This is a genomic window from Dechloromonas sp. ZS-1 (genome assembly GCF_039649255.1).
Taxonomy (GTDB): Bacteria; Pseudomonadota; Gammaproteobacteria; order Burkholderiales; family Rhodocyclaceae; genus Azonexus.
In genome coordinates this window covers 32,761-58,984 of sequence record NZ_JBDIYD010000006.1, presented here as the reverse complement: position 1 = coordinate 58,984, position 26,224 = coordinate 32,761, and the positions used below count along the sequence as shown (strand labels likewise).

The 26,224-nt window shown below is 61.0% G+C and carries 24 protein-coding genes; 14 read left to right on the top strand and 10 right to left on the bottom strand.

The annotated features are described in order from the left end of the window. Nucleotides 1-274 precede the first annotated feature (274 nt). From AACO21_RS09805 to AACO21_RS09780, 6 genes are all read left to right on the top strand, one after another. The gene (locus AACO21_RS09805; protein WP_346192346.1) at nt 275-619 is read left to right on the top strand and encodes a hypothetical protein; all 345 of its coding nucleotides are present in this window, start codon (nt 275-277) and stop codon (nt 617-619) included. Nucleotides 620-708: 89 nt separating this feature from the next. Continuing rightward, entirely contained in the window at nt 709-3,627 is a 2,919-nt protein-coding gene (locus tag AACO21_RS09800; protein WP_346192345.1) for a hypothetical protein, read from the top strand. Between the two features lie 272 nt (nt 3,628-3,899). Further along, on the top strand, nt 3,900-4,295 hold the full coding sequence (locus AACO21_RS09795; protein ID WP_346192344.1) for an acyl-CoA thioesterase: 396 nt from the start codon (nt 3,900-3,902) through the stop codon (nt 4,293-4,295). 64 nt (nt 4,296-4,359) lie between these two features. Beyond that, nucleotides 4,360-5,547 carry an outer membrane protein transport protein gene (locus AACO21_RS09790; RefSeq protein WP_346192343.1) on the top strand — a complete coding sequence of 396 codons (1,188 nt, stop codon included), beginning with the start codon at nt 4,360-4,362 and terminating at the stop codon, nt 5,545-5,547. Between the two features lie 3 nt (nt 5,548-5,550). Further along, nucleotides 5,551-6,075 carry a DUF2802 domain-containing protein gene (locus AACO21_RS09785; protein WP_346192342.1) on the top strand — a complete coding sequence of 175 codons (525 nt, stop codon included), beginning with the start codon at nt 5,551-5,553 and terminating at the stop codon, nt 6,073-6,075. Nucleotides 6,076-6,086: 11 nt separating this feature from the next. Continuing rightward, entirely contained in the window at nt 6,087-6,926 is an 840-nt protein-coding gene (locus tag AACO21_RS09780; protein ID WP_346192341.1) for an SPOR domain-containing protein, read from the top strand. Between the two features lie 3 nt (nt 6,927-6,929). On the opposite strand, the gene AACO21_RS09775 is transcribed toward AACO21_RS09780, so the two are convergent. Both AACO21_RS09775 and AACO21_RS09770 read right to left on the bottom strand, forming a co-directional pair. Next, the gene (locus tag AACO21_RS09775; protein ID WP_346192340.1) at nt 6,930-7,175 is read right to left on the bottom strand and encodes a hypothetical protein; all 246 of its coding nucleotides are present in this window, start codon (nt 7,173-7,175) and stop codon (nt 6,930-6,932) included. Nucleotides 7,176-7,260: 85 nt separating this feature from the next. After that, on the bottom strand, nt 7,261-7,587 hold the full coding sequence (locus tag AACO21_RS09770) for a tetratricopeptide repeat protein (RefSeq protein WP_346192339.1): 327 nt from the start codon (nt 7,585-7,587) through the stop codon (nt 7,261-7,263). Between the two features lie 42 nt (nt 7,588-7,629). On the opposite strand from AACO21_RS09770, the gene AACO21_RS09765 reads away from it, so the two are divergent. Beyond that, a complete protein-coding gene (locus AACO21_RS09765; protein ID WP_346192338.1) occupies nt 7,630-8,010 on the top strand; it encodes a RidA family protein in 381 nt (126 codons plus the stop codon). Then, nucleotides 8,003-10,033 (top strand): ATP-dependent DNA helicase RecG, encoded by a 2,031-nt coding sequence (gene recG, locus AACO21_RS09760; RefSeq protein WP_346192337.1) that lies wholly within the window; start codon nt 8,003-8,005, stop codon nt 10,031-10,033. Before AACO21_RS09765 ends, recG begins: the two co-directional genes overlap by 8 nt. Before the next feature lie 78 nt (nt 10,034-10,111). Here recG and AACO21_RS09755 read toward each other — a convergent pair whose 3' ends face one another. Further along, complete coding sequence (locus AACO21_RS09755) at nt 10,112-10,999, bottom strand: alpha/beta hydrolase (RefSeq protein WP_346192336.1); 888 nt, start codon at nt 10,997-10,999, stop codon at nt 10,112-10,114. Between the two features lie 146 nt (nt 11,000-11,145). On the opposite strand from AACO21_RS09755, the gene AACO21_RS09750 reads away from it, so the two are divergent. The 5 genes from AACO21_RS09750 to AACO21_RS09730 all read left to right on the top strand — a co-directional run bounded on the left by AACO21_RS09750 (nt 11,146) and on the right by AACO21_RS09730 (nt 15,902). After that, entirely contained in the window at nt 11,146-11,910 is a 765-nt protein-coding gene (locus AACO21_RS09750; RefSeq protein ID WP_346192335.1) for a transporter substrate-binding domain-containing protein, read from the top strand. A 75-nt stretch (nt 11,911-11,985) separates the two neighbouring features. Further along, the gene (locus AACO21_RS09745; protein WP_346192334.1) at nt 11,986-12,138 is read left to right on the top strand and encodes a hypothetical protein; all 153 of its coding nucleotides are present in this window, start codon (nt 11,986-11,988) and stop codon (nt 12,136-12,138) included. Between the two features lie 4 nt (nt 12,139-12,142). Next, the gene (locus AACO21_RS09740) at nt 12,143-14,059 is read left to right on the top strand and encodes an ATP-binding protein (RefSeq protein WP_346192333.1); all 1,917 of its coding nucleotides are present in this window, start codon (nt 12,143-12,145) and stop codon (nt 14,057-14,059) included. Nucleotides 14,060-14,127: 68 nt separating this feature from the next. Continuing rightward, entirely contained in the window at nt 14,128-14,439 is a 312-nt protein-coding gene (locus AACO21_RS09735; protein ID WP_346192332.1) for a metalloregulator ArsR/SmtB family transcription factor, read from the top strand. Further along, nucleotides 14,439-15,902, top strand: a complete 1,464-nt coding sequence (locus AACO21_RS09730; protein WP_346192331.1) for an AMP-binding protein — start codon at nt 14,439-14,441, stop codon at nt 15,900-15,902. Before AACO21_RS09735 ends, AACO21_RS09730 begins: the two co-directional genes overlap by 1 nt. Nucleotides 15,903-16,265: 363 nt before the next feature. On the opposite strand, the gene AACO21_RS09725 is transcribed toward AACO21_RS09730, so the two are convergent. The 7 genes from AACO21_RS09725 to AACO21_RS09695 all read right to left on the bottom strand — a co-directional run bounded on the left by AACO21_RS09725 (nt 16,266) and on the right by AACO21_RS09695 (nt 25,569). Beyond that, on the bottom strand, nt 16,266-16,652 hold the full coding sequence (locus AACO21_RS09725; RefSeq protein WP_346192330.1) for a hypothetical protein: 387 nt from the start codon (nt 16,650-16,652) through the stop codon (nt 16,266-16,268). 22 nt (nt 16,653-16,674) lie between these two features. Continuing rightward, nucleotides 16,675-19,794: an efflux RND transporter permease subunit gene (locus AACO21_RS09720; RefSeq protein WP_346192329.1), complete on the bottom strand. Its 3,120-nt coding sequence runs from the start codon at nt 19,792-19,794 to the stop codon at nt 16,675-16,677. 10 nt (nt 19,795-19,804) lie between these two features. Then, on the bottom strand, nt 19,805-20,935 hold the full coding sequence (locus AACO21_RS09715; protein WP_346192328.1) for an HlyD family efflux transporter periplasmic adaptor subunit: 1,131 nt from the start codon (nt 20,933-20,935) through the stop codon (nt 19,805-19,807). Then, nucleotides 20,932-21,471 (bottom strand): hypothetical protein, encoded by a 540-nt coding sequence (locus tag AACO21_RS09710; RefSeq protein ID WP_346192327.1) that lies wholly within the window; start codon nt 21,469-21,471, stop codon nt 20,932-20,934. The genes AACO21_RS09715 and AACO21_RS09710 overlap by 4 nt, the downstream gene beginning before the upstream one ends. Nucleotides 21,472-21,509: 38 nt before the next feature. After that, complete coding sequence (locus AACO21_RS09705; protein ID WP_346192460.1) at nt 21,510-22,703, bottom strand: TolC family protein; 1,194 nt, start codon at nt 22,701-22,703, stop codon at nt 21,510-21,512. A 229-nt stretch (nt 22,704-22,932) separates the two neighbouring features. Next, nucleotides 22,933-23,283, bottom strand: a complete 351-nt coding sequence (locus AACO21_RS09700) for a DUF2946 family protein (protein WP_346192326.1) — start codon at nt 23,281-23,283, stop codon at nt 22,933-22,935. 48 nt (nt 23,284-23,331) lie between these two features. Next, entirely contained in the window at nt 23,332-25,569 is a 2,238-nt protein-coding gene (locus AACO21_RS09695; protein ID WP_346192325.1) for a heavy metal translocating P-type ATPase, read from the bottom strand. Between the two features lie 122 nt (nt 25,570-25,691). Here AACO21_RS09695 and cadR point away from each other — a divergent pair, with 122 nt between their 5' ends. Further along, nucleotides 25,692-26,141: a Cd(II)/Pb(II)-responsive transcriptional regulator gene (gene cadR, locus AACO21_RS09690; protein ID WP_346192324.1), complete on the top strand. Its 450-nt coding sequence runs from the start codon at nt 25,692-25,694 to the stop codon at nt 26,139-26,141. Nucleotides 26,142-26,224 lie beyond the last annotated feature (83 nt).

Below are 26,224 nucleotides of genomic sequence, written 5' to 3'. Positions count from 1 at the left end.
CACGCGCCCATTCAGTTTTTTCAACCCGATCTGTAGGAGATCACTGATGGACCAGGAACGCTACTTCGATGAGCGCGATTACGAGGCTGAACACATGGATTACAACGCCGTCATCGACGATGACGAGGAACAGGAGGTGTACGAGTACGACCACGAAAACAACTGACTCGCACTGATCACTCAGTTTGGTGTGGCAGGCAGCATCGGCAAGCTTCCCGGCAAGAACGGTGCCGCCGCCACGTTACAGCAAGCCATATCTTAAAGGAGATTCACCATGGCTAAACATATCCGCAGCCTGATGCTGCCCAACTACTCTTCCCTGCTCGTCATGCTGATGGCGCGTATCGCCATCTACGAAGATGGCATCGGGATTCAAAACGCCGGCGGCAAGACCATCGGGTGGATCGACATCTTGGCCGAAGATGAAGCCGTCCGTACCGATCATTTCATGCGTACTGCAACGATCCTGAACGACATCATCAACGATCCCAAGCATGCCGTTCAGCCGGACTGGAGCTACCTGGACCCGGCCCAATCCGTTGAACCGGCAGCAACGGCAACGCAGCCTACCCGCTCGATGAAGAAGGTCGATGCGGGCGGCGAGGTGAAGTCGGCCTGATCCCCTCCTGCTGATGTAAACAAGAGCCGCCCCGTGCGGCTCTTTCTTTTTGTGATCTGGTTTCAATTCCTATACGGGGGATATGAAGCATGAAAAATGAAACCACCGTGGCTGATTCGGATAATCCGAAACGGGCCAGCGACGATGCGCTGCTGGCCTACTGCGACGGCTACTTTGCCGAGTTGATGGAAAACTCGCTGACTGACGAGGCCCGCCAAAAACGCGGCCTGGCGCCTAAACGGCCGAAACAGCTGACCGACAAAGAGCGCTATCTGAAGGCCCGCCAGACGGGCAAGTTCAACCTCAACCGCGCCATGCGCCGGCGCGTCGACCGCAAGCTGGGGCCAGAACGCGGCCTAGGGGCGCGGGTATTCATTGGCTTCGACGCCGAATGGACCCGCTCACGCAAGGGGCGCAATCGCATTCTAAGCGTCCAGTTCTACCTGATCGGCCCGACGGGTGAAGTCCTGACCCTGGTCATTCACATCGAAAACGGCGACATCCTGAGCCAGCGTCCGCGCCTGGGCGACGTCATCAACGAGCTGCTGGAAGCCGCCCTGGATGATGGCACCATCGAGGAATGGCCTGCCGAGGTGGTGCTGTGCGGGTTTTTCACGAGAGCGGACATCACCGTATTCTCAGACTTCAAGCACCTGCGCCCGCAGCTCGACGGCGTGGGCGGGACGCTGGTCACCGTCGGCAAGGCTGCCAAGTTCGAGTTGCCGATGTCGGCCACGCGGCGTGCTGTGTTGAAACAGCGTTACCAGTCCGTTGTCGGTGACGAATTCGAGCCGCATCTGCTGAGTCTGCGCCTGATCGACGCCAGCCGCCTGGCACCACCCGGCAAGTCGCTGGCCAATATTGGACACTGGTTGGGGATACCCAAGATCGACTTGCCGGCTGGCTATGACAAGTCGGACATGACCCGCTTTGAGCGTGAATGGCGCGAGGAATTCGAAGCCTACGGCCTGCGCGATGCTGAAATTGCCGTCATGTACGTGCTGTGGGTCATCTGGTTCTCGACGCGCCATCTTGGCCTCGACATGCGGCACCTCTCCGCCACGGCCAGTGGCTTGGCGGTACGCATCGGCGAAAGTTGCATCCGGCGAGATGGTGTGGCGCTCAACGTGGCCTTGAATTACGAGGTCAAGCAGATCACCCGCTGGGACAACACCCGCGGTGTTCCTTACTCCCAGAAAAAACGCATCCCGAAACAGGCCCGACGCTGGCTGGAGCCCTTCCTAGCCGATGTTTTTATTGGTGGCCACAATCAGTGTTTCGTCTATGGCCCGACGGACCGCCGGCGCTTCTACGATCCCGACCTTTCCGGCGCTTATCTGACGGCCTTGGCCTACCTGTTCGTGCTGGACTACGACGCCGTGCGCTGGACGACGGATATCGCCGATTTCATCGGCCATGTCGCCGGCTTTGCCTTGGTCGAATTCGAGTTCCCTGAAGATGTGGCTTACCCCTGTCTGCCGGTATCGACGGAAGATCGTGGCCTGCTGTTTCCTCGTCGCGGCCTATCGCTCTGCACCGCCCCTGAAATCGAATTGGCGAAAGCAATGGGGGCCACGAAGCTAATCATTAAGCACGGGCTGGTCATTCCCTGGATGGCGCGCGATAAGGTGTTTGCGCGTAGTGCAGCCGCACCCGGTAAGCATCGTTCTAAAACCAAAGAGACACCGGGTAACGACGCGCCACAGGACGGCCTGTTGGCGACCGACAAGCAGGCGTTTCCGCCCGAGCATTACGGTGACGAGGGCTATCGGCTGTTTGAAAGCTTTGCGATCTTCATCCGCGACATGCGTAGCCCGTATGCCCGTAAAACGCTGCCTTTCGAGTTCGTCAAGTTGCTCGGCAACAGCCTTTACGGCAAGACTGGCCAGGGCTTCAAGCGCAAACGCGCCTTCGGCGTTCGCGAAATGGATAGCGTTGTCGTCGGCACGTCGCGAGTGTCCGAAGCAGCTGTTGCCGCGCTGGTCTGTGGCTTCATCCGCGCCGTCATCGGTGAAATTCTATGGAAGCTCCCCAAGGGTGCGACATTAGTCAGCGCAACGACGGACGGTTTCCTCGTGGACTGCCCGATCGATCAACTGGACTTGACCGGGACGCTGTGCCGGCGCTTCCAGGCCTTGGTGGATCGCGTATCACCGGGATCGCACATGCTGGAAAACAAGCATCAGGTGATGCAACTGTTTGCCGGCCGGACGCGCCTGCAATTCACGGTCGAAGCCGATGGCGATCACAAGACGGTCACCGCCAAGGGCGGCATCAAGCCCGGGCCGGACGTGAAGGACGAAAACGCCTTCATGCTCGACCTGACCCTCAATCGCCAGCCCGGCCAGAAGCTGACCTACGAGTCGTTCATGTCGATGCGCGACCAACTGCCGCTGGAACTCGATCTGCAAACGGAAACGCGGGAAACCCGGATCAACCTTGAGTACGATTTCAAGCGTCGGCCGATTCCCAGTAGCGCGCGCATGATCCCCATGGCCGGAACCGGTCAAAGCCATCTGGCATTCGATACGGAACCCTGGAACACCGTCGACGAGGCGCTGGCGACCCGCCTGATCTTCGATGCCTGGCGGGACGATCACTGCCTGAAAACCCTCGAAGACTTCCAGACCTGGGAGTACTACCGGGCGTTCAAGATGGCGAACCTGAAGGGGGCCAAACCGGCGGCGCCGAGTACTGCTGAATCGGGGCCCCGGACGGGGCGGAAGAACCTGACGAAGGGGGGTTACCTGGCCGTCGCCAAGCAGTTTTTCCTGGGCGCATACCAGAAGAAGCTGTGGGGGCTGGACGGTGCTGACCTCAGCCAGCGCAAACTGGCTGAATGGCTGACGTTGCAGGGCTATAAGACGTCCGTTTCGGCAGTGAAGAACGGGACGCGGGAACAGCCGGTCGAGCATCTGGTGCCGGCGACAGATGAGGTTGTCGCCTTCCTGGCCAAGATGAAGGAGCGTTTCCCGGGGCTGGAAACCGCGAAATTCTTGATCCGCTAAACCTGTCAAGGATGGCTATGCGCACGTGTGCATAGCCATAAATCCTGCATTCCTCTGGTCCATTTCCGGTTCTTTTGCGGCTCCATTTCACTATATGGTGCTTATCTGGTCAGCAGGAATGTCGAATTTTTGAAAGAATAATCTGTGGCAAGTTGCTGATTATGCTCAGCTTGCAGGGGTGATGTAGTCGCCAAAAAGTTTCCTTTCTGTAGGATATGAAAAGCCCACGCTTTCCGGGAGAATGTCTGCCCGGATTTCATTTTGAGCCCATCATGACCGTTGACCGTCTGACCCTGCCCGATCGCCAGCCTGCCTTGCGTGTGGTGCCCATGCCTGCCGACCTGAATCAGAACGGGGATGTGTTCGGCGGCTGGGTGATGGCCCAGGTCGATGTGGCGGGTGCGATTCCCGCCATGCGCCGTGCGCGCGGCCGTGTGGCCACGGTCTCGGTCAATTCCTTCCTGTTCAAGCAGCCCGTCTCGGTGGGCGATATCGTCAGTCTTTTTGCTGAAATCGTCCGTGTCGGGAATACCTCGGTGACGGTCCGGGTGGAGGTCTTTGCCGAGCGCAACTACGCCCATCCTGTCGTCGTAAAAGTGACGGAAGCCGAGCTGACCTATGTGGCCATCGACGATCACGGCGGGAAGCGCACATTGCCGGCGCAATAAATCGAGCTAAATGTAATAAAATCCGAACGTTAACCATTCCAGCCCGCTTTGGGGAGAGAACTTCATGCACAAGAATACCCTGCGCACGCTGCCGGCCCTGCTGGCACTGGCCTTCGCCGGCTCTGCTTCGGCTGCGGCCTTCCAGCTCTGGGAGCAGAACGCAAGCGGTCTGGGCACAGCCTATGCCGGCTCGGCAGCCGTCGCGGATAACGCCAGCGCCAATTTCTTCAATCCGGCCAGCCTGACCCAGTTGTCGGGGATCAATATTTCTGCCGGTGTCACGGGCGTTGGCCCGAGCTACCAATACCGCGATAACGCAGGCGCCAGTAATACCGGTGGCGATGCCGGCGGTTGGGCGGCCGTGCCGAACGCCCATATGTCGGCGCAATTGTCGCCGGCCTGGACGGTCGGTTTTTCGGTCAGCGCCCCTTTCGGCCTGGCAACGGAATACAACAGCGGCTGGGTGGGGCAAACTCAATCGCTGAAGTCTGAAATCAAGACGGTCAATTTTAATCCGTCCGTGGCCTACAAGCTCAACGACAAGGTCTCCCTGGGCTTTGGTCTGAACTATCAGACCATTGATGGCGAATTGACGCGTTACAGTGGCAGCCCGGTAATCGGTAACGTGGTCCTCAAGGGCGATGATCATTCCTGGGGTTGGAATGCCGGTGCGTTGTTCACGCTGTCACCCTCGATGCGTGTTGGGGTTTCATACCGCTCCGCCGTGAAGCATGTCCTTGAAGGGAATGTGACGACCCAGACCAGCACGACACCGGTGCGTGCCGATGTGAAGTTGCCGGATACCTTCATCCTGTCGGTGTGGCAGCAGGTTTCCGACCGTTGGGAAGCCATGGGCGATCTGTCCTACACCCGTTGGGAGTCGATGCAGGCCCTGAATGTGATCAACCGGAACAGCGGTACGCTGGTTTCCTCCGAGCGCTTCAACTACGGTAATTCCTGGCGGATCGCCTGGGGCGCTGCTTACAAGGCGACGGATGCCGTGAAGTACAAATTCGGGATCGCGTATGACCGTACGCCGGTGCAGGATGGCGACCGTTCCCCGCGTGTGCCGGACAATGACCGTCTGTGGCTCTCGTTGGGCGCACAATGGAATGCCGGTAAGGCTGGCAAGGTCGATGTGGGTTACAGCTACCTGTACGTCAAGGACCCCAGCATCCAGCAGGGTAGCCTGAACGGTCGTTACGATGCCCATGCCCATATCGTCGGGTTGCAGTATTCCGTCGGGTTCTAAGGCTTGCACTGGACGATAGCCGGTATCGCCATCGGTATGCGCGAGGTCGTGGTCGGCCTCGTGCTGCTCTTGGCGGTGTATATCGTTTTTCTCCTGCTGCGCATGCGGAGGATCGGCGAGTCTGCGGTGGTGACGCCTGAGCCAGCACCGCTGCCCCCCGTCGAAACGCCCGCCCCGTCGCTGGACGCGCTGCTCGCTGAACCGCCCGAACCGCGTTACACCCCGCCGCCGCAGCCGGTGCCTTCCCCCGTCAACATGGCTGAGCGTGCCATGCACGCCAGCCTGGAACGGGAACTGCTGCAATTGCGGGAAGAGGTGGATGCCATGCGCGGTGAACTGGCCGCGCTGCGCGAGGACATGACCCGGGAACTGGCGCATGTGCGCGCCGGGCAGACCGTGGCGCCGATTTACGGTGATGCCATGCAGATGGCGGTGGCCGGATACGATGCCGCGATGATCGCCGAACGTTGTGGTATCGCACGGGCCGAGGCCGAGTTGGTGGTGGCGCTGGCCAAGAGCCAGGGATGATGGATCGACAGATGTCAGAACAAAAAACAGACCTGGAACCGGAAGAGGCCGGGCGTGACCTGCGCGGCAAGCTGATCGGACGACTGGCCGTGGCCGGGACCCTGGTTGCTGTCCTGCTGGGCGCGCTCGCTTTTTTCGATCACCTGGCGTCGCATGACGACGACGAGGATGCTGTCGTCTATTCCCGTCCCGTGCCGGTGGCCCCCAAAAAGCCGGTATCGCAGCCGGTGACCCCGACGGAAAACCTGCCGGAGCCGCCGGCTGAAAAAGCCGTTGAAGCGCCCGCCGCAGAGAAACCTGCCGAAAAACCGCCAGAGAAAGTGGCCGAAAAGCCCGTTGAGGCATCCCCGCCAGCCCCGGCGCCTGCTGCTCAGCCGGCCATGCCGCGCGAGGTGATGGCCGACCCACGGGGAACGCAACGTCCGGAAAAGCGTGCTGCCGCACCGGTGGCGCCGGTTGTCCAAAAGCCGGCACCTGCCGTGCAGCCGTCGGCCCCCCCCTCCGCCACGCCGAAAGTACCGCTGGACGAACGCGCCATTCACGAGACAGGCTCGGTTGCCCCGGCAACGCGTCAGCCAAGTGCACGGGTCATTGAAACCCGTCAGGCCCCGGTCATTCCGCCGAGCGGTTTGTCCCGCCTGTTCAACGGATTTGTGCTGCAGGCCGGCGTCTTCAACAGCCCGCAACGGGCGGAAGAATTGCACGCGAAACTCACGTTGAGCGGTGTTCCTTCCACCCTGGAAACCCGGGTTCAGGTCGGTCCGTTCAAGACCCGCCAGGAAGCGGAAACGGCACAGGCCAAGTTGCGCGAACTTGGCATTGATTCCGTACTGGTTGCGCCGCGCCGCTGAGGATCACCAACGGTGACCGTCGTGGTCGTGCCAGCGATGGCGCCCGTGACCATGGCGATGGCCGTCGTAAGCGGGGGGATACACGATCATCGGCGGCGGTGCGACACGGTAAACCGGCCGGGTTTCGACGTAGACCGTCGGCGGGCGATAGTACCCGCCCGACTGTGCCGGGACGACCGTACAGCCGCCGAGTAGCGTTCCCGTGACGACAAGGGTCAGCAGGGCAACGGATTTCAGGCGGGTTTTCATGGGATGACTCCAGTTGATCATGCCCGAATAACGTCTGAGTGCCCGTCGGCGCCGACCGCAGGATGTAAGCGCTTGTAAGCAGTTGTTACGACTGCCCTGCTTTTTGCAGACGTCGAATGAAAACGCCCATTTCCTTGCTGGCCTGAATATCGCCGCGCTGCTCGGCTGCAGCCAGACCTTGCGTGTAAGCGGCCAGCGCGCCGGCGAGATCGCCTGTCTCACTCAAGGCCTTGCCCAGGCCTTTCCAGGCAGCGGAATAGCCGGGGTCGCGCTCGACAGCAGCATGAAAGGCTTTGGCAGCCTCCTGCCAGGCGTTTTCCTTCATGAACTCATTCCCTAGGGAAAAGCGGAGCAGGGCCCCGTCGCGGGGGCCATTGAGCATTTTTTGCAGGGATTCGATGCGCGGGTTCATCTAGAATTCAGGTTTTCGTTTGTCAGTGAAAAGGATTGCTTCATGGCCAAGACCATCATCGCCACGCCGAATGCCCCGGCCGCCATCGGAACCTATTCGCAAGCCGTGCGCGTCGGCGACACCGTGTACCTCTCCGGGCAGATCGGCCTCGATCCGGCCTCCATGCAGATGGTAGACGGCATCGATGCACAAATCGTTCGCGTTTTCGACAATCTGAAGGCAGTGGCCGAGGCGGCCGGTGGCACGCTGGGCGACGTGGTCAAGCTCAATGTCTTCCTGACTGATCTGGCCAACTTCGGCAAGGTTAATGAAACCATGGCCCGCTACTTCAGCGAGCCCTTCCCGGCCCGCGCTGCCGTCGGCGTCAAGGAACTGCCGCGCGGCGCATTGGTCGAGGCCGATGCGGTGATGGTGATTGGCTGAGCCTCGCCCCCTGCGCGTCGGTGACGCGCTGAAGAAAAAGCTGGCCAAGCTCGGCCTCCACACGGAGGCCGACTTGCTCCTGCATTTGCCGCTGCGCTACGAGGACGAAACCCGGATTACCCCGGTCGGTCGTGCCTGGGGCGGTGTCGCGCTGCAGGTGGAAGTGGTGGTGCTGGACAATGAAGTGCAGTTCAGGCCGCGCCGGCAAATGATCGTCAAGGCCAGCGATGGCACGGGCGAGATCACCCTGCGCTTTTTCAGTTTTTATCCCAACCAGCAGGCGGCCCTGGCAACGGGGGCGCGCGTGCGGGCCTTTGGCGAGGTCCGCGGGGGCTTCTTCGGGCTGGAAATGGTGCATCCGCGCTTTCGCGTGGTGTCGGAAGACGAGCCCCTGCCGACGGAAATGACCCCGATTTACCCGTCGACCGCCGGATTGGCCAATTCGGCCCTGCAAAAGCTGATCAACCGTGCGCTGGCCGATGCTCCGCTCGAGGATACCTTGCCGGACGGCCTGCGCCAGTCGCTCAAACTGCCCGGCTTTGCCCGCAGTCTGCGCTATCTGCATCAGCCCCCGGCCGGTGCGGATGTGGCGCCGCTGGAGAGTCGCCAGCATCCGGCCTGGCAGCGCATGAAGTTTGATGAAGTGCTGGCACAACAGCTTTCCCTGCGGCGCGCCTATCTGGCACGCCGGGAGCAGGGGGCGCCGGTGCTGGTGGCGCGCGATGATCTCGGCGCACGCTTGCTGGACAGCCTGCCTTTCGGGCTGACGGGGGCCCAGTTGCGGGCCATGGCCGAGATCGCGGCCGACCTGGCCCAGCCCTATCCGATGCATCGCCTGCTGCAGGGCGATGTCGGCGCCGGCAAGACCATTGTCGCGGCTCTGGCGGCCTGCCAGGCAATCTCGGCAGGCTGGCAGGTCGCCTTCATGGCGCCGACGGAAATTCTGGCCGAGCAGCATTACCTGAAACTCTCCGCCTGGCTCGAGCCGCTGGGCGTCAAGGTGGCCTGGCTCTCCGGCAGCTTGAAGAGCAAGACAAAGCGCGAGCAGTTGGCGGCGGCCGCGGCGGATGCGCAGCTCGTGGTCGGCACCCATGCCCTGATCCAGGATGGCGTGGATTTCGCCCGCCTGGGCTTGTCCATCGTCGATGAGCAGCATCGCTTCGGGGTCGCACAGCGTCTGGCCTTGCGCAAAAAAGGCAGCAACCCGCATCAGCTGATGATGTCCGCCACCCCCATTCCGCGCACCCTGGCGATGAGTTATTACGCCGATCTCGACGTGACCGTGCTCGACGAATTGCCGCCGGGCCGGACGCCGATCAAGACGCGGCTGGTGGCCGACACGCGGCGCGACGATGTGGTCGATTTCGTCAAAAAGCAGGTTGAGGAAGGGCGCCAGGCGTATTGGGTCTGCCCTTTGATTGAGGAGTCCGAAGCCCTGCAGTTGCAGACGGCGGAAGACACCTTTACCCAACTCTCGGCCGATTTGCCCGCGCTCACGGTGGGCCTCGTGCATGGCCGGATGAAGGCGGACGAGAAGCAGGCCACGATGGCCGCCTTTGCGGCCGGCGAGATCGATGTGCTGGTCGCCACCACGGTGATCGAGGTGGGCGTGGATGTGCCGAACGCGAGCCTGATGGTGATCGAGCATGCCGAGCGTTTCGGTCTCTCGCAATTGCATCAGCTGCGGGGGCGGGTCGGGCGCGGGCAGTATGAATCGAGTTGCGTGCTGATCTATGCCGGCCCCTTGGGCGAGGTGGCGCGGCAGCGTCTGAAGATCATCTTTGAAAACACGGACGGCTTCGAGATCGCCCGCCAGGACCTGCAGCTACGCGGGCCGGGCGAGTTTGTCGGGGCGCGTCAGAGCGGCGTGCCGCTGCTGCGCTATGCCGATCTGGAACTCGATGCCGGGCTGGTCGAGCAGGCGCGCGGGGTGGCTGAAACCTTGCTGAAAGACCATCCCGAGGCGGCCGAGCGGCATCTGCAGCGCTGGTTGGGCTCGCGCGAGGAACTGCTCAAGTCCTGATGCCGCCGGGCTGCCGGGTTTTAGCCTCAGTCCGACGGTCGACCGTCGGACAGCCGGCAAAATGCCCCGGTGGCCGGTTCAGGGGAAAAACCCCTCGATCAGTTCGGCGCATGCTTCCGGCTGATCGTGGTGCAGCATGTGGTCGGCCTGCTCGATCCAGCGTTCGGTCAGATCGGCAAAACAGGCCTGACGGCGCTCCCAGTCGCCCGGGCGTTCGTTGAAATCCCGCACGATCCAGGATTCGCGACCGGCGACCCAGAGCACCGGGCAGCGGATCTCTTTCCAGATGGCCATCGATTCTTCCAGGCGGAAGAGGTAGGGCGAAAAATTCTTGTGCCAGGGGTCGCCATTCCAGACCACGCCGTGGCGCAACTGTCCGGCTTTGTTCTGGCCTTCGCCAATCTTGGCGAGATGCCGGGAGAGGAACTCGGCGCGTTCGGCGCTCAGAAAGCGGTCGGTTTTCATCAGCCGGCGGGCAAAGGCGGCGCGATCCGGATACACATGCAGACGCGGCGTGTCCCGCGTCTGGTCCAGCCACTGCCGATAACGGGCCGGCGCCATGTCCGGCGTGGTCGGCGCAATGCCAAAACCGTCCAGGGTGACCAGGCGCTCGACGCGCTCCGGGCGGATGCCGGCATACAGACAGCTCAAAATCCCGCCCATGCTGTGGCCGACCAGGCGGACTGCGCCTTCGGGCGCGTAATGGTCGAGAATGGCCTCGAGATCGGCAATGTGCTCGGCGAAGTAATACGGCCGGTTCAGCCATTGGGATGGCCCGAATCCCCGCCAGTCGGGCGCGATGATGTTCCAGTCGCGTTTGAGGGCGTCCACCACGAACTGATAGGAGGCCGAGACATCCATCCAGCCATGCAGCAGGAAAAGCGTGGGCGCGTCCGGGTTACCCCAGCGCCGGATGTGCAGACGGATATCGGGAAGGTCGAGGTATTCGGAACGGGAGGCGTGCATGGAAACGACAGGGCAGTCTTGCAGGGGAAGGAGTCGGACTATAGCGCATGCATGCGGCCCTGTATCATCGTATGTCGATATAGCGCTCTGTGTGATTTGTCACTAAAGTGATAAATGTGTCCCTTATCGACCAGCAAGGAGTCATCGTGGCAGGCAGAAGTCTCATGCGCCGCATCGCGATCCTGGCGATTGTCTGCCTGCTGTTGCGTGTGCCGTGCCTGGCGAAGGGCGAGCAACTGACGTTGTTTACCGAAGAATATCCGCCGATCAATTACAGCGAGGCGGGGCGTGCCAGCGGCCTGGGCAGCGCAATTGTCTCGGAAATCATGCGGCGGGCCGGTATCCAGGCGAGCATCGAAGTGGTGCCTTGGGCCCGGGGTTATCGCACCGTGCTCACGACACCGAACACGGGCCTGTTTGTGACCGCCCGTACACCGCAACGGGAAGCGGCATTCCGTTGGGTCGGGCCACTGGTGCGGACCCAGGGCATGCTTTACGGACGCCGGGGCGACTTTCCGTTGATCAGCGTGCTGGAGGATGCGGCCAAGGTCGATAAGTTGGCCGTGCCGCGCGACTGGTACCTGCAGCAGATTCTGGAAAACGCGGGCTTCAAGAACCTCCATTTTGTGGTCACCCCGCTCAAGGCGCTGCAGTTGCTGCATTTGGGACGGGTCGCGTTGGTGGCCATCGACGATGTCAATCTGGAGGTGACTGCCCGAGAGCTGAGTGTTGATGCCTCGGAGTTCGTGCCCCTCTACCGGGTGGCTGAGAGTCATCATTATCTGGCGCTCTCCCTGGGTACACCCGAACCGGTTGTGCAGGCCTGCCGCAAAGCATTGGAGACGATGAAGGCAGACGGTACACTGGCGCAGTTGTATCGACGCTGGTTGCCTGGCGTGGCCCCACCCTGATTGATTTCTCAAGGGCAACGCCAAAGTCATGCCCAAACGTTTCATTGCGCCGGAAGGCGGTGTCAGGATGGATTCATGCAGACGATGCTTGCCCGATTTTCGATGCGTTGGCCACGCCTCCGGCCACCCATGCTGGTTGTGCTCTGGGGCCTCTATGTGCTGGGCGTGCTGGCCTGGTTCGGCTTTCAAGATGCCCTGATGGGGATGCTCTGTCGCGTACCGGGGTGAGCGCATGCTGATCCGGCACATCTTTGAACGGGAAGCCAGCTACGACGCTTTGCTGCAAGCCTACCGCTCCCGGGCTGACCGCGTCATGGTCGGGATGAATCTGTTTTTGCTGCTGGTTTGTGTTGCGTTGGCGCCCTATCGAGACAGCTATGTGGCGGTCCTGGCGATCGGCCTCCCCACCGTGCTGCTTGCCCTCTGGCTGGCCCGTCGGCAGCCCGGTGCCTTGCTGACCCGCGTGTACATGGGCTGTGCGTTCATGGCGTTTACCGGCTTGATCATTCATCAGAGCGGTGGCGACATTGAGGCGCATTTTTCAGCCTTTGGGCTGATCGGCGTGCTGCTTTATTACCGCGACTGGCGAACGATCGGCGCCGCCACCCTCTTTATCTATCTGCACCATCTTGTTCTCGGTTATGCGCAAAGCCAGGGGGCGCCGATCTATGTCTTCGATGAAGCGAGATTCTGGACCCTGTTCGGCTTGCATGTGGCGTATTTCCTGCCTTTTGTCGGAATGATGTCCTATCTGGCGATCTGGCTGCGCCGAGAGGGGTTTGAAGCGCAGCATGTGATTGCACTCGCGCAGTCGATCGTGCAGGGAGGGCGCCCGGCCGCCGCCGATGATCTGTCTGATGCTGCGCGCATGCCGCTCATCGCTTCGGTCCTGCATATGAAAAATGCCCTGCTTGAGCATCAGACCCGGCTCGAGGCGCTGGTCGAGGCCCGCACGCAGGATCTGCTTTTGGCCAAAGATGCTGCAGAAGCCGCCAATCGCGCAAAAACGGCCTTTCTGGCGAATATGAGCCATGAACTGCGGACGCCGATGAATGGCGTGATGGGGATGATTGAACTGGCCCGGCGTCGCATCGATGATGGACACAGCCAAGCCCTCCTGGACAAGGCATGGCACGCCGCGGACCATTTGCTCGCCATCCTGAACGACATCCTCGATATCTCCCGGATTGAGGCTGATCGAATGGTTATCGAGACCGTTCCGCTGGATTTGCGCGGCATCCTGGATCAGATGGAGGCCGCGCTCGGGCACACGGCAACAGCCAAGGGGATTGCCCTGGCGGTCAATCTGCCAGACGCGCTGGCGGTGATGCCGCTGCGTGGTGATCCCTTGCGCCTGAGTCAGGTATTGCTCAACCTTGTGACGAATGCGATCAAGTTTACGCAGGCCGGCGAAGTCTCGGTCGCGCTTCGGTTGGTTGAGGAAAATGCGGATCGGGTGCGGGTGGCGTTTGCGGTGACGGACAGCGGGGTCGGGATTGCGCCGGATGTGTTGCCTCGCTTGTTTCGGCCCTTCGAGCAGGCCGACAACAGCATGACCCGGCGCTACGGGGGGACAGGGCTGGGCCTGGCCATCAGCAAGCGACTGGTGCATCTGATGGGGGGCGAGATCCATGTCGAAAGTGCGTTAGGGAAGGGGAGTTGCTTCCGCTTTGAACTGCCGCTTGTCCGTCGGTTCGAGACGGTGGCGCCCGTGCCTGCGCCAGCCCGGAGGGTTGCGCCGGAACGGGCTTTACGCGAAGCCCATGCGGGTACGCGCGTGCTCCTGGTCGAGGATGAGCCGATTACCCAAGAGGTTATGCGCGTTTTGCTGGAGGATGCCGGCTTGTCGGTGGATCTGGCAGAGCATGGGCAACAGGCCTTGGACCTGTGCCGTGAGCAGCGCTATGCCTTGATTCTGATGGATATGCAGATGCCGGTCATGAACGGCCTGGATGCCGCCCGTGCCATCCGGGCAGACAGCCTCAATGCCGATGTTCCCATCGTCGCGGTGACGGCCAATGCCTTTGCCGAAGACCGGGCGGCTTGCCTGGCCGCCGGCATGGATGAACATCTCAGCAAGCCGGTCAGTCCGGAAGAGCTCTACGCGACCTTGCTTAACTGGTTGAAGCGCACCACTGCCTCGCATTGAGGCAGTGCTCGCCGGTGTGCCATCCGTTTGCTTGACAAAAACATATCGATATAACTAATATCATCGATATGAAATCCGACTACAAGCAAACCATCCCCCCCCAGTGGGCGGCGATGTCCAAGATTTTCCTCGCGTTGGGTGACGAACACCGTCAGCGCATCCTGCTGCTGTTCGAGCCGGGCGAGCGTCTGAATGTGGGCCAGGTGGCCGAGGTGTCGACGCTGGCGCGGTCGACCGTTTCGCATCATCTGAAGGTGCTGCATGAGGCGGGGGTGCTGGCCTCCGAGAAGATCGGCAAGGAGGTCTGGTTCTGGATCAACCGCGACGCCCTGACCGAGACCTTTACCCATGTGCTGGATTACGTGAAGGATCACACCTGATGCTGCGCCGTTGCTTACGCACCCTGTTGCGTCCCCTGCTGCGCGGGCTGGCCCGCGCCGTGTTCCGCGTCGAAGTCCGGTTTGCCCAGCGTGATTTCTCGGCGGATCGCCTGCTGGTCGTGGCCAACCACGAATCCTTCCTCGACGGCCTCTTGCTCGGCCTCTTTTTGCCCGTCGATCCGGTCTTCGTCGTGCATACCGGGATTGCCAACAATCTGTGGTTCCGTCTCCTGCTCTCGCAAGTCGACTACCTGGCCGTCGATCCGACCAGCCCGATGGCGATGAAGAAGGTGATCCGGCTGATCGAATCCGGGCGCCCGGTGGTGATTTTCCCGGAAGGGCGGATCACGCAAACCGGTTCGCTGATGAAGGTTTACGACGGCCCCGCGTTTGTGGCCGCGAAAACCGGGGCAACGGTGGTGCCGGTCCGCCTGGATGGCGCATCGCGTTCCTATTTTTCGCGCCTGTCGGGCAAATATCCGAAGGTGCTCTGCCCGAAAATCCGGCTGACCGTCCTGCCCGCCGCGCATTTCCCGATGCCGGCGGCGCCGACGGCCAAATTGCGGCGTCGCAAATCCGGCGAGCAGATGCGCAAGCTCATGCAGGCCATGATTTTTGCCTCCCGCCCGCAGCAGACCTTGTATGCCGCCCTGTGTGACGCGGCCGACATCTTCGGCATGGGGCGCCGCCTGGTCGAGGACATGAAGCAGATCGAGTATGCCTACAAAGATCTGCTCAAGATGGCGCTGATCCTCGGTCGTCAGGTCGAGCGCATGACGCAGCCTGGCGACAAGGTCGGCGTGCTGTTGCCCAATCTGGTGCCGACCATCGGTTTGATCTTCGGCCTGAGCGCGCGCCAGCGGGTGCCGGCCATGCTCAACTACACGGCGGGCACCGAGGCCATGCAGGCCGCGTGCACGGCGGCGCAAATCCGCGTCATCCTGACCTCGCGTGCCTTTGTCGAGCAGGCCAAGCTGGGCGAGAAACTGGCCGGCTTGCAGGGCATCGAATTGCACTATCTGGAGGACATCCGGGCGGGCATCGGGCTGGGTGACAAACTCTGGCTGATGCTTTGGGCGATCCACCGGCCACGTGCCTTCGAGCTGCCGACCTCGCCCGAAGCGCCGGCGGTGGTGTTGTTCACCTCGGGCTCCGAAGGCAAGCCCAAGGGCGTCGTCCTGCCGCATCGGGCCGTGCTCGCCAACATTGCCCAGGTGCGTGCGGTGATCGATTTTTCGGTCGATGACAAGGTACTCAACGCGCTGCCCATCTTCCACAGTTTCGGTCTCACGGCCGGCGCGCTCCTGCCGGTGCTGACCGGCGCCAGCCTCTTCCTCTATCCCTCGCCGCTGCACTACCGCGTCATCCCGGTTCTTATCCCCAAACTGATACAACTATTTGGCGGATGTATCGACCCATTCAAGCGTCTACAGTCCAGCCACCTGCGCTTCGCATTAGGCTGAGTTTAATTCTCTCCCGATGAGGGAGTGCGGTCTCGTCAACTTATTCTCTCAATCGGTTTTCAAAATGAACTTAACCTGGGCTCGGGCCGGCGAAGCCGAACGAGCCAGGAGGCAAGCGAGCGTAGCGGAGCGCGGCAGGTACGGAGTGAGGACGCTTGAGTTTGCGTTGATGGTGGTGGAGGGTCGGAATACCTCTGCGCTCGTTCCACTCTGACTGACTTGAATCGACCCATTGCCGCCTGTCGCGGAAGGCGGCGACAACATCAGCTATCTGGGACATAGCAGACGCCAATGCTCGTCGACCTCTCGCCGCAAAACAAAAAGCCCTCCTGAGAACAAGAGGGCTTTTGGAGGACCGTGGCACTATTCGACGACGAAACGCACGGTTGCTACTTTCTTGGCAGGTAGGCTCACCACCGCAACAGCTTTAGCTCCTGCTGCAATGCTGAATGTTCCTTTGGCCTCAAGTACCTCGCCGTTTGGAGCCAGGTCGACTTCAGTTTTGCTGCCACCACTGAGTAGAGTGACCTTCGCGGAAGCACCCTTCATACTTAGCGGTTTGTCATGGTCACGAACATAGAGCTTGATGGTGTCCGGTTTGGCAACCAGTTCGAAATCGAGGTGATTAGCCTCTGCAACCACACCGCCCTGCAAACCTTTGTGTTCGTGAGCGTGGTTATGGCCGTCAGCAGCAAATGCAGCCCCAGTGAGTGCCAGGGAGACAGAGGTAAGCAGTTGAATCAGCTTCATTAGGGTTCCTTTCAGGAAATGGTTAAAAGGCTTCAGCATTGGTTTCGTCGAGGAGCCGTTCTGCATCTTTGCGACCGAACATCCAGAACATGAGCGGAGTCAGGAAGGTGTCGAGAAGGGTCGAGCTAACCAGCCCCGAGAAAATCACCACCGCCACCGGATTCAGGATTTCCGTACCCGGTCGCTCAGCCTCGAACAGCAGCGGTGCCAGCGCGAACGCCGTCACCAGCGCCGTCATCAGCACCGGGCTCAGACGCTCCATCGAACCACGCACAATCATCTCCGGCGTGAATCGTTCGCCTTCGATACGCATCAGGTTCAGGTAGTGGCTCACCTTCAGAATGCCGTTACGCACCGAGATGCCGGCCAGCGTGATGAAGCCAATCAAGGCTGCCACTGACAGCGGCTGGCCGGATAGCCACAGGCCAACTACCGCGCCAACCAGGGCCAGCGGGATATTTGCCATGATGAGTGCTGACAGGGTCACCGACTTGTAGCGGCTGTAGAGCACCACGAACATCAGCACTAGCGAGACGATGGCCAGCATGCCTACCAAGCGACTGGCTTCTTCCTGGGCTTGGAACTGGCCGCCCAAGGTTACGAAGTATCCTTCCGGCAGTTTCGTCTCCGCCACCACTTTTCGGATGTCAGTGACCACATCGGAGAGCGCCCGTCCTTGGGCATTGGCAGAGAGCACAATACGCCGCTTGCCGTCATCCCGACTGATTTGGTTGGGGCCGTCGCTATCCTCGATGGCCGCTAGCTTGGACAACGGCACACGCCCCTTGGGCGTCTCCAGAAGGATTTGCCCCAAACCTTCCAGAGACCGTGCAGTCTCGGGCAGGCGTACGACCAGCGCAAATCGGCGATTGCCTTCCACGATTTGTGTAACTTTCTCGCCTTCGACCAGACTCTGGAGGACCGACAAAATCTGCGGCGCAGGCACGCCGTACTGGGCGGCGGCCGCGTAGTTCACGTGTATCTTGATTTGCGGTGCCAGTACCTGCTTCTCGACCTCCAGGTCAGCCAGGCCGGGAATGCCGGCCAACTTGGCCCGCAACGCATCGGCCTGGCCGCGCAAGGTATCGAGGTCCTCGCCAAACAGCTTGATAGCGATTTGCGAGCGAACCCCAGACAGCATGTGGTCAATGCGGTGGGAAATCGGCTGGCCGATGGCGATGGCCGCCGGCAGATTGACCAGGCGTGCTCGGATGTCAGCCTGAACCTCGGCAACGCTGCGCTTCATTTCCGAAGCGGGGACCAGGCCGACGTCCAGTTCGCTGACGTGGACGCCTTCAGCGTGCTCATCCAGTTCTGCGCGCCCGCTACGCCGACCGACGTGGGTGACTTCAGGTACTTGGCGTACCAGCACTTCCGCCTGGCGAGCCAAGGTGGCCGATTCAGCCAGGGTTACACCCGGGTTCAGGCGCATACCGATAAGGAAGGTGCCTTCGTTGAAGGGCGGGAGGAAGGTTGTCGGAAAGAACGGCACGGCGATAGCCGCCAGGACAACCGCCACCATACCAGCGGCCAGCACGGGCTTGGGACGTCGCAGCACTTGCTGAAGCTTGCCTTGGTATCCCGCTTTTAGCCACGCCAGAAATCGTGTATCCCCGTGTTCCAACGACTTCATTCTGGGCAGCAGGTAGAAGGCCAGCACAGGGGTGACGGTAACTGACACCACCAGCGAAGCCAGTGTAGAGACGATGAAGGCAACGCCCAACGGTACGAACAGACGACCTTCCATACCCGGCAAGGCGAATAGCGGCAGGAAGACGAGGACGATGATGATGGTGGCGTAGAGAATGGCTGAACGGACTTCCAGGGTCGCCGCCTTGACAAGTTCCAGCGGATGCAGACGGCTTTGCGGATGTTTCTCGCGGTCCACCTTCAGACGCCGCAGGACGTTCTCGATGCCGACGACCGCGTCATCCACCAAGCCACCGATGGCAATAGCCAAGCCGCCCAGCGTCATCGTATTGATGGACATTCCGAAATAGCGGAAAACCAATGCCGTGATGAAGATGGAGACCGGAATCGCGGTCAGGGCAATGATGGTCGGGCGCAAGGTCCCGAGGAAAGCGAACAGGATGACCGCCACAAACACTGAGGCGCCAATCAACTTCCCTTGCAGGGTCGAAATGGAGGCTTCGATGAAGCTCGCCTGCCGGAAAGTTACCTGCGGCTCGTCCATACCGGCCGGAAGGGACTTCTTCAGGTCACCGAGCGCCTCTTCAATCTTCCGGGTCAGGTTGATGGTGTCGGCTGTCGGCTGCTTCTGGATACCCAGTATGACCGCAGGCTTGCCCTCAAATCCCGCATCGCCGCGCTTAATGGCCGGTGCGAAGGTCACGTCGGCAATCTGGCGCAGTAGAATCGACTGGCCATCTTTGGCGGTCAGCGCAAGGTCCATCAGGTCATTCAGGCGCGAGGTGCGGCCGATGTTCCGGATGAGGTATTCGCGGCTGTTGAGCTCCAGGAATCCACCTGAGGTGTTAGAGGAGAAACCTTTGAGGGCGCTTTCTAGCTGGTCATGGCTGATGCCCAGCTCGGCCATACGCACCGTGTTCGGCTGCACCTGGAACTGACGAACCTCGCCACCGATGGGGATGACCTGTGCCACACCCGAAATAGCCATCATCCGAGGGCGCAGCACCCAGTCGGCGTATTCGCGGACGGCCATCGGCGAAATCTTCTGCACGTCGATGGGAATGGCGACCTGCATGATTTCGCCCATGATTGAACTGATGGGGCCCATGCGTGGCACCACGCCTTCTGGCAGCGCCTGTTCCATCGAGGAGAGCCGCTCAGAGACCATTTGCCGGGCCCGGAAAATGTCCGTACTCCAGTCGAAGGTTACGTAGATGAAGGACAGGCCGGCGCTGGAACTGGAGCGGACGCTATCCACACCGGGCAGACCGTTCATCGTGGTCTCCAGGGGGAAAGAGATGAGTTGCTCCACTTCTTCGGCCGCCATACCGCCGGATTCCGTCATGATGGTGACGGTTGGCCGGTTAAGGTCGGGGAAAACATCCACCGGTGCACGGGAAAGCGTGAAAGCGCCGTAAGCAACCAATACCAGGCTGGCGATAAGCACCAGCAAGCGGTTGGCCATACTGTTGTCGAGTAGCCACTTGAACATGTGCTGCTCCTTAGCGAACCTGGTTGATGAACGACGCACCCTGCGTCGCCACCCGTTCGCCAGCCTTGACGCCGGAAGTCACGGTCACCGAGGTGCCATCCAGAGATTCGTACGTCACCACGCGGGGCTCAAACATCTCCGGCGCTTCCTTGACCCAGACAATTGCTTGGTTGGCTGGATTTTTGAGGACAGAGCCAAGCGGTACCGGTATGCCCCTGATGCGCTGGGTGGTTTGGGCAAAGACCTTTACCGGTTGGCCGACCGCCAGGCTTGCGAGGGCGTCGGATTGCCCGGCAAAGGCAATCGGCAAGGCCTGGTCGCGCATGCTCTTCGCGGCACCGAGCAGTTTGAGAGGCACGCGCTCCGAGCCAATCGCAACGAAGGCGCTCGAAATACTCTGGGCCTGTGCGCTGTCGTAGGCCAAGGCTTCAATGTGCAGACGTGATGGGTCGACGACCTCATAGACCTGTTCGCGTGCCTCCAGCACCTGGCCGGCCACTGCGTTGGCGGATGCAATGACGCCCGAAACCGGCGCCACGAGCGCGTCACGGTTGGACAGACCAGCAGCAACAGCCTGAAGGCGTCCGCTCAGGCTAGCCAATTCGCTCTCGGCGGCTTCAATGTCCTTGCGCGGGACGGTATCTGAAAGCTCTTTGAGGCGCGCCAGTCGCTTTTCAGCCAAGGAGCGCGCCGCCTGCAACTCGGCTTGTTGCGCGACTTGATTTGAGCGTTCGATGGCCCCTGAGGTCGGAATCACGTAAGCCAGGATGTCCCCTTTACGCACTCTTTGACCGAGCACCGGCAGTCCTTGCGGACCAGCCGCCAAGCGCCCAGCCAGGGCGGCCTGAACCTTGCCGCCAGCATTAGGGTCCATGGTGACCTTGCCGGACAGTTCGAAAACCTTGGGTTGTTCGGACTCAGTTACCGTCAGTGTCCGTATCCCCAGCTGGTGCTGAGCCGGTTTGGGCAGGAAGACGCGACCGTCCGGCTGGCGTTTTGGGCCATTGCCGCTGACTGCTGCCGGGGCATCCCCGTGGTCGTGACCGTCACCGGCGAAGCTTGCCGGAGCGGACAATGCCAAGCCCAAAGCGGCCAAGGTGATGCAAACACCTTGCTTGAGGGGGAAGAACTCCTTGTTCATGCTGCACCTCCCACAACGCGATTGCGCTTTATGCGCAGTGCTGCGCCAAGAGCCAGGAGGAGCGCCGCGCCGGCCGCGATAGGCTTCCACGGCAAGGCTCCCGCGTTTTTGTCCGCATGAGCCTCGGAGTGAATATCCAGGTTTGCGGCCAGCAGGTCTGAGTCGTTGCCTGCAACGATGGTCGCCGTAATGGGGAGTTCGCCTGGTTGCGGTTCCGTAGCTAGCGTGGCTTCGAATTCACCCTCGCCAATATTGTTCACGGCAACGGCTTTGCCACCGACTTCGAGTTCCAGCTTGGCGTCTTTGACCGGGCTGTTGTCGGCCGTGTGGTCCAGGTAAAGCGAGAGCTTCCGCTCGTTCAGGATGCCGACGAGTTCGTAGGTTTCCGATGTGGCGGAAAAGCGTGGGGATGCGACTCCCGCGGGCGTAGCGGGCGCTTCACCGTGGTCATGGCCATCCCCGGCGTGGGCGGGAAGAATTGTGGCGCCCAGGAGAAGCAGTCCTCCGAGCAACTGGGTCATGGTGTTCTTGTTCATGGTCGTTCTCAATTCGGAATTCGTGGATTTGTGCGAGCTCATTCGGGGAGCAGGCCCAGCGACTGGCGCAGTGAGGAAATTGCCGCGGCGACGTCGATACGGGCTCTGGCGAGCTGGCGTTCCGCTTCGGCCGCTTCCAACTCGATACGCAGCCGCGTCGGCAAATCGGTTTCTCCCAGACGGAAGGACTTTTCGAAGAAGCCCTGCGATTCCCGAGCAAAACGGGCGCGCTTTTCGGCGGCCGTGAGCCGCCCCTGGGCTGCCAGAACTTGGGCCTGCGCCGATTCGATACCGGCGACGATGCGGCTCCGTTCCAGGTCGGCCGAGGATTCGGCATCCAAGGCCTCGGCACGAGCCGTAGCACGCCGCGCTTCGGCACGGGGGCCGCCGCCGAAGGGAAAGCGAATGCCAAGGGTGTAGGTCTGGTCTGTCGCTGCGCCGGTTTCGGCACGAGTGCGGGTCGTGGCAATCAGAAGTTCGGGGTTCGCTCGGGTTCGAACACTCGCCAGTTCAGCCGCTCGCCAGGCAACCGTTGCCCGGTCCAGCAATTCGACCAGGGCCGGGTGATTCGCTGGCTCGTTCAAGGCTTGCGAATCTGGCATCGGCTCGAGGACAAGGGCCTGCACATCCGGGTTCAGCGATGTTTTACCCACCAGACCGCGCAAGGCGTTCAGGGCGACATCGCGGTTACCTTGCGCCTCCGCCATGGCGGCATCTGCCTGGGCCAGCAGGCCATCGGCTTGATGTTGGTCAGCCCGCGAAAGGTCGCCGGCCTTGAAGCGCCGTGCCACATCATCGGCCAGCTTGCGAGCATTTGCCTGGCGTTCATTGGCCAGGGCAAGTTCGGCCTCACCGCGGTAGTAGTTCCACCACCGTTCCCGCACAAGCTCGGTCACGCGCAATTTGGCTGCCAGAAAGCGGCTGTCCAGCGCCTTTGCCGCCGCCTCAGCGAGCTCGCCGGAGCGGCTTCTCTCACCAGGCAGCCACAGTGGGATGGCGAGGCCCACTTCATACTCGCGGCTGCCATTGTTGGAGCCCATCCGGTCGGATTTGCCGAGGAGTTCCAGGGCTGGGGACTCGACGGTCCAGCTCGAAGCCGCAGAGCGAGCGGCACTCACAGCCTCTTGGCGGACATCTTGCGAACGGGCTTCAGGTTGCCTGCTCCAGGCAAGCTCAAAAGCTTCTCTGAGAGTCAGTTGCCGCGCCTGGGGCTGGGCTGCCGCAGAGGACATCTGCTTGTTTCCTGCCGGCGCCTGAGCCCAGACAGAAGGGGCGCCCATCAGCCAAGCAGTGGCGACGATGGGCAGTAGTTTTTTGAAATTGCTTCGGTACATCCGATTCTTCTCCAGTGAAACATGGGGATTGAATCGGCGAGGTGTCGACTGAAAATACCGCGCAAAGGCACGATAGCGCCCAGCAGATGCTCAGTCGGAGAGTGGGATGCCTAGACCCGCCTCGCCGTTAGGCGAAGCGGTTCCAATTGGGGCGTTCGGGCTGCGTTTGCGGTGGGGTTGGGAGTGCAAACACTGGAGCCACCGCAGGTGGAGGCGCGAGAGCGATGGGCTCGGTACGCGTGGCCTCGCTGTACAAGGCGCTACAGAAAGCATGGCAGGCTTGGCAGTCGCTATCGTCGAGGCCCGGCAACTGATTGTCGGAGCCGTCAGCGTTGCTCACCCCATGGTGGTCATGGGTGTGATGGCCGATATGGAAGGTCTTCGGTTCCTTTTCGTGCTGGCAATACGGCGCCGCCGCAGCCCAGACGGCTTGCAGCGGAAACAGCACCAGGAAGAAGATGGCAATCCAGCGACGCATAATTTCGGAGTATAGCCTAGAGTTTTATATTCATTACTTAGCGGAAGCTTAACGCCGGCCTTTGAGCAAGCGTAGCCCGTTGAAAACCACCAGCAAGCTGGCCCCCATGTCGGCGAACACCGCCATCCACATGGTGGCGTTGTCGAAGATGGCGAGCAGCAGGAAGACAAGCTTGATACCCAGCGCCAGGGTAATGTTCTGCCAGAGCACGGCATGCGTTTGCATGGACAGGCGGATGGTCTCCGGAACCCGCCGCAGGTCGTCGTTCATGATGACTACGTCGGCGGCCTCCATGGCGGTATGGGTGCCGGCGCTGCCCATGGCGAAACCAATATCTGCTGTTGCAAGGGCTGGCGCATCGTTGATGCCGTCTCCGACCATGGCCACTTGGTGGCCGACACTGGCCAAAGCACGGATAGCGTCGAGTTTTTCCTGTGGCAGGAGATTGGCACGGACATCGGTAATGCCGGCCTGGGCTGCAATGCTGGCCGCAGTGGCAGGGTTGTCGCCGGTTAGCATGATGGGGGTCACGCCGAGTTTCAGCATCTCCCCGATGGCTTCCTGAGAGCTCGCCTTGATGGTGTCCGCGACCGCGAACATGGCGAGCACGGCCTCCTGGTTGGCCAACACGGCTACGGTGCGCCCCTGACGCTCGTGTTCGGACAGGAGTGCTTCTAATTCAGGGGAACACTGACCACGGTCGTGAATCCAGCGGTGGTTGCCCAGCACGTAGTTGTGGCCGGCCATCGTCCCGTAGACTCCGCGTCCGGCTTCGGCGCCGAAATCTTGAACATCCAATTGTTCAGTTAGCCCCAGTCCTGTTGCAACTGCCTTGGACACTGGATGGTCAGAGCGCCCTGACAAGGCGTAGGCGATGCGTAAAACATCAGACTCGGGAAGTGCCTGGGAAAGGATTACCTGCGCGACGAGCTTGGGGCGTCCCTCAGTTACCGTGCCCGTCTTGTCCAAGGCCACTGCCTTGAGCTTCCTGGCCTCTTCCAGATAGGCGCCACCCTTAATCAGGATGCCGCGTCGTGCCGCCGCTGCCAGGCCGCTGACCACGGTTACCGGCGTGGAAATGACGAGGGCACAGGGGCAGGCAATCACCAGCATGACCAGGGCCTTGTAGAGGCTGGCCATCCAGGTCCAGCCCAGGGCTAATGGACCGGCAAGGGCGACACCGAGCGCGAGGACAAAGACGCCTGGCGTGTAAATGGCAGCGAAACGGTCGACGAAGCGCTGGGTGGGGGCCCGCGAACCCTGGGCCTCCTCCACAGCATGAATGATGCGGGCCAGGACAGTATCACTCGCCGGTGCAGTGACCTCGAATTCCAAGGCGCCGCTTTGATTGATAGTGCCCGCAAATACCTCGTCGCCCGGTCCCTTTTCAATCGGCATGCTTTCGCCGGTCACGGGCGACTGGTCCACGGCACTATTGCCGGTGGTGACTTTGCCGTCCAGCGCAAAGCGCTCACCAGGACGGACACGGACTCTCTGACCAACCTTGATTTCCTTGGCCAGGACTTGAATCCATGACCCATTCGGTTGAAGCACTTCGGCCTGCTGGGGCGATAGCTCAAGAAGGCTCTTGATGGCGTTACGAGCACGGTCTACGGCGCGGGCCTCAATGAGTTCGGCAATCGCGTAGAGAGCCATCACCATTGCTGCTTCGGGCCATTGGCCAATCACGAAGGCCCCGGCCACAGCAACCGACATCAGGGCATTGATGTTCAACTGCCTGCGCAGGAGGGCGGCCAGCCCTTTCTTAAAGACCGAAAGCCCAGACAGCGCGATGGCCAGGCCCGCAATGCCCATTCCCCCCAGTTTCCACACCAGCGTTTCGGGCGCCACATACGCAACAGCCTCGGCGACAATGGCGACCAGGAGTGCGGCGATGGGCTGAAAAAACTGGTTTCGGAGCTGCTCAGCCGTATCCATGCTGGGGGGTTCGGAGAGGCGTTCCGAATCGAAACCTGCCTTCTTGATGGCTGACTGAATGTCCGGCCAGGCTTCGGTCGGTGCTTCGAGGCTTAGTGTTCGGGCTGCCAGGTCAAACGACAGGCGGCGGGCGGCGGGAAGATTCTCCAGTGCGCGCCGGATGAGTCCTTCTTCCGTCGGGCAATCCATCGCGGGAACACTCAGCAGGAGTTGCCCAGGCAGCGGCACGGCTTGTGGCTTATCAATCCCCACAGGTATTTTGCCCGAGACGTTGCAAGCATGGTTACAGCCGCAACTGTGGTCATTGGGCTGAGCAATTGAGTTGTTGGCTTCGTGAGGGGAAGACATCGGTACTCTCCAGTGGCAAGTCGCCAGTATAGATATGCGTAGTATAGATATGCGTATTAGAATCTCTGGAGTGACTACAGGGTCAAGCCTAGAATACAGCCAATTTCAGGCAGGAGAATGCAATGCGGATTGGCGAACTGGCCAAGGCCACCGGTGTGGATGTCGAAACCATCCGTTACTACGAGAAAGCGCAGCTACTGAGCGCTCCGACGCGCAGCGACAATGGCTACCGTGCCTACACCCAGGCCCATCTGGAGCGGCTCGCATTCATTCGCCACTGCCGAGCCCTCGACATTCCCTTGGCGGACGTGCGGCGTCTGCTGACCTTCGTCGATAGCCCGCATTCGGACTGTGGTGAAATTAACCACCTAGTTGATGCTCAATTGGCAAAAGTACGTGCACGGCTAGCGAGCATGCAAGCGTTAGAGCGCCAGTTGATGGCGCTGCGCGGGCTGTGTTTGGCTCCTCATGCGGCATCAGAGTGCGGCATCCTGCACGAACTCGTCGCGGCAGCACACGGCGAAGCCTGTGCCTGCCACCCGAGGAGCAAAGGAAGTGCAACCTTGAAATAATGCTGAGTAGTCATGCCATTGGCCGACTGATGCCAAGCGATTGGTAAATACGGTAATGGTGTTTGGTGTGGTGCCGTGAGACT

Bases quoted from the DNA above. Each gene is read 5' to 3' on its own strand.
- AACO21_RS09805 (WP_346192346.1), top strand. From the start codon at position 275: ATGGCTAAACATATCCGCAGCCTGATGCTGCCCAACTACTCTTCCCTG.
- AACO21_RS09800 (WP_346192345.1), top strand. From the start codon at position 709: ATGAAAAATGAAACCACCGTGGCTGATTCGGATAATCCGAAACGGGCC.
- AACO21_RS09795 (WP_346192344.1), top strand. From the start codon at position 3,900: ATGACCGTTGACCGTCTGACCCTGCCCGATCGCCAGCCTGCCTTGCGT.
- AACO21_RS09790 (WP_346192343.1), top strand. From the start codon at position 4,360: ATGCACAAGAATACCCTGCGCACGCTGCCGGCCCTGCTGGCACTGGCC.
- AACO21_RS09780 (WP_346192341.1), top strand. From the start codon at position 6,087: ATGTCAGAACAAAAAACAGACCTGGAACCGGAAGAGGCCGGGCGTGAC.
- AACO21_RS09775 (WP_346192340.1), bottom strand. From the start codon at position 7,175: ATGAAAACCCGCCTGAAATCCGTTGCCCTGCTGACCCTTGTCGTCACG.
- AACO21_RS09770 (WP_346192339.1), bottom strand. From the start codon at position 7,587: ATGAACCCGCGCATCGAATCCCTGCAAAAAATGCTCAATGGCCCCCGC.
- AACO21_RS09765 (WP_346192338.1), top strand. From the start codon at position 7,630: ATGGCCAAGACCATCATCGCCACGCCGAATGCCCCGGCCGCCATCGGA.
- AACO21_RS09755 (WP_346192336.1), bottom strand. From the start codon at position 10,999: ATGCACGCCTCCCGTTCCGAATACCTCGACCTTCCCGATATCCGTCTG.
- AACO21_RS09745 (WP_346192334.1), top strand. From the start codon at position 11,986: ATGCAGACGATGCTTGCCCGATTTTCGATGCGTTGGCCACGCCTCCGG.
- AACO21_RS09740 (WP_346192333.1), top strand. From the start codon at position 12,143: ATGCTGATCCGGCACATCTTTGAACGGGAAGCCAGCTACGACGCTTTG.
- AACO21_RS09735 (WP_346192332.1), top strand. From the start codon at position 14,128: ATGAAATCCGACTACAAGCAAACCATCCCCCCCCAGTGGGCGGCGATG.
- AACO21_RS09730 (WP_346192331.1), top strand. From the start codon at position 14,439: ATGCTGCGCCGTTGCTTACGCACCCTGTTGCGTCCCCTGCTGCGCGGG.
- AACO21_RS09725 (WP_346192330.1), bottom strand. From the start codon at position 16,652: ATGAAGCTGATTCAACTGCTTACCTCTGTCTCCCTGGCACTCACTGGG.
- AACO21_RS09720 (WP_346192329.1), bottom strand. From the start codon at position 19,794: ATGTTCAAGTGGCTACTCGACAACAGTATGGCCAACCGCTTGCTGGTG.
- AACO21_RS09715 (WP_346192328.1), bottom strand. From the start codon at position 20,935: ATGAACAAGGAGTTCTTCCCCCTCAAGCAAGGTGTTTGCATCACCTTG.
- AACO21_RS09710 (WP_346192327.1), bottom strand. From the start codon at position 21,471: ATGAACAAGAACACCATGACCCAGTTGCTCGGAGGACTGCTTCTCCTG.
- AACO21_RS09705 (WP_346192460.1), bottom strand. From the start codon at position 22,703: ATGTCCTCTGCGGCAGCCCAGCCCCAGGCGCGGCAACTGACTCTCAGA.
- AACO21_RS09700 (WP_346192326.1), bottom strand. From the start codon at position 23,283: ATGCGTCGCTGGATTGCCATCTTCTTCCTGGTGCTGTTTCCGCTGCAA.
- AACO21_RS09695 (WP_346192325.1), bottom strand. From the start codon at position 25,569: ATGTCTTCCCCTCACGAAGCCAACAACTCAATTGCTCAGCCCAATGAC.
- cadR (WP_346192324.1), top strand. From the start codon at position 25,692: ATGCGGATTGGCGAACTGGCCAAGGCCACCGGTGTGGATGTCGAAACC.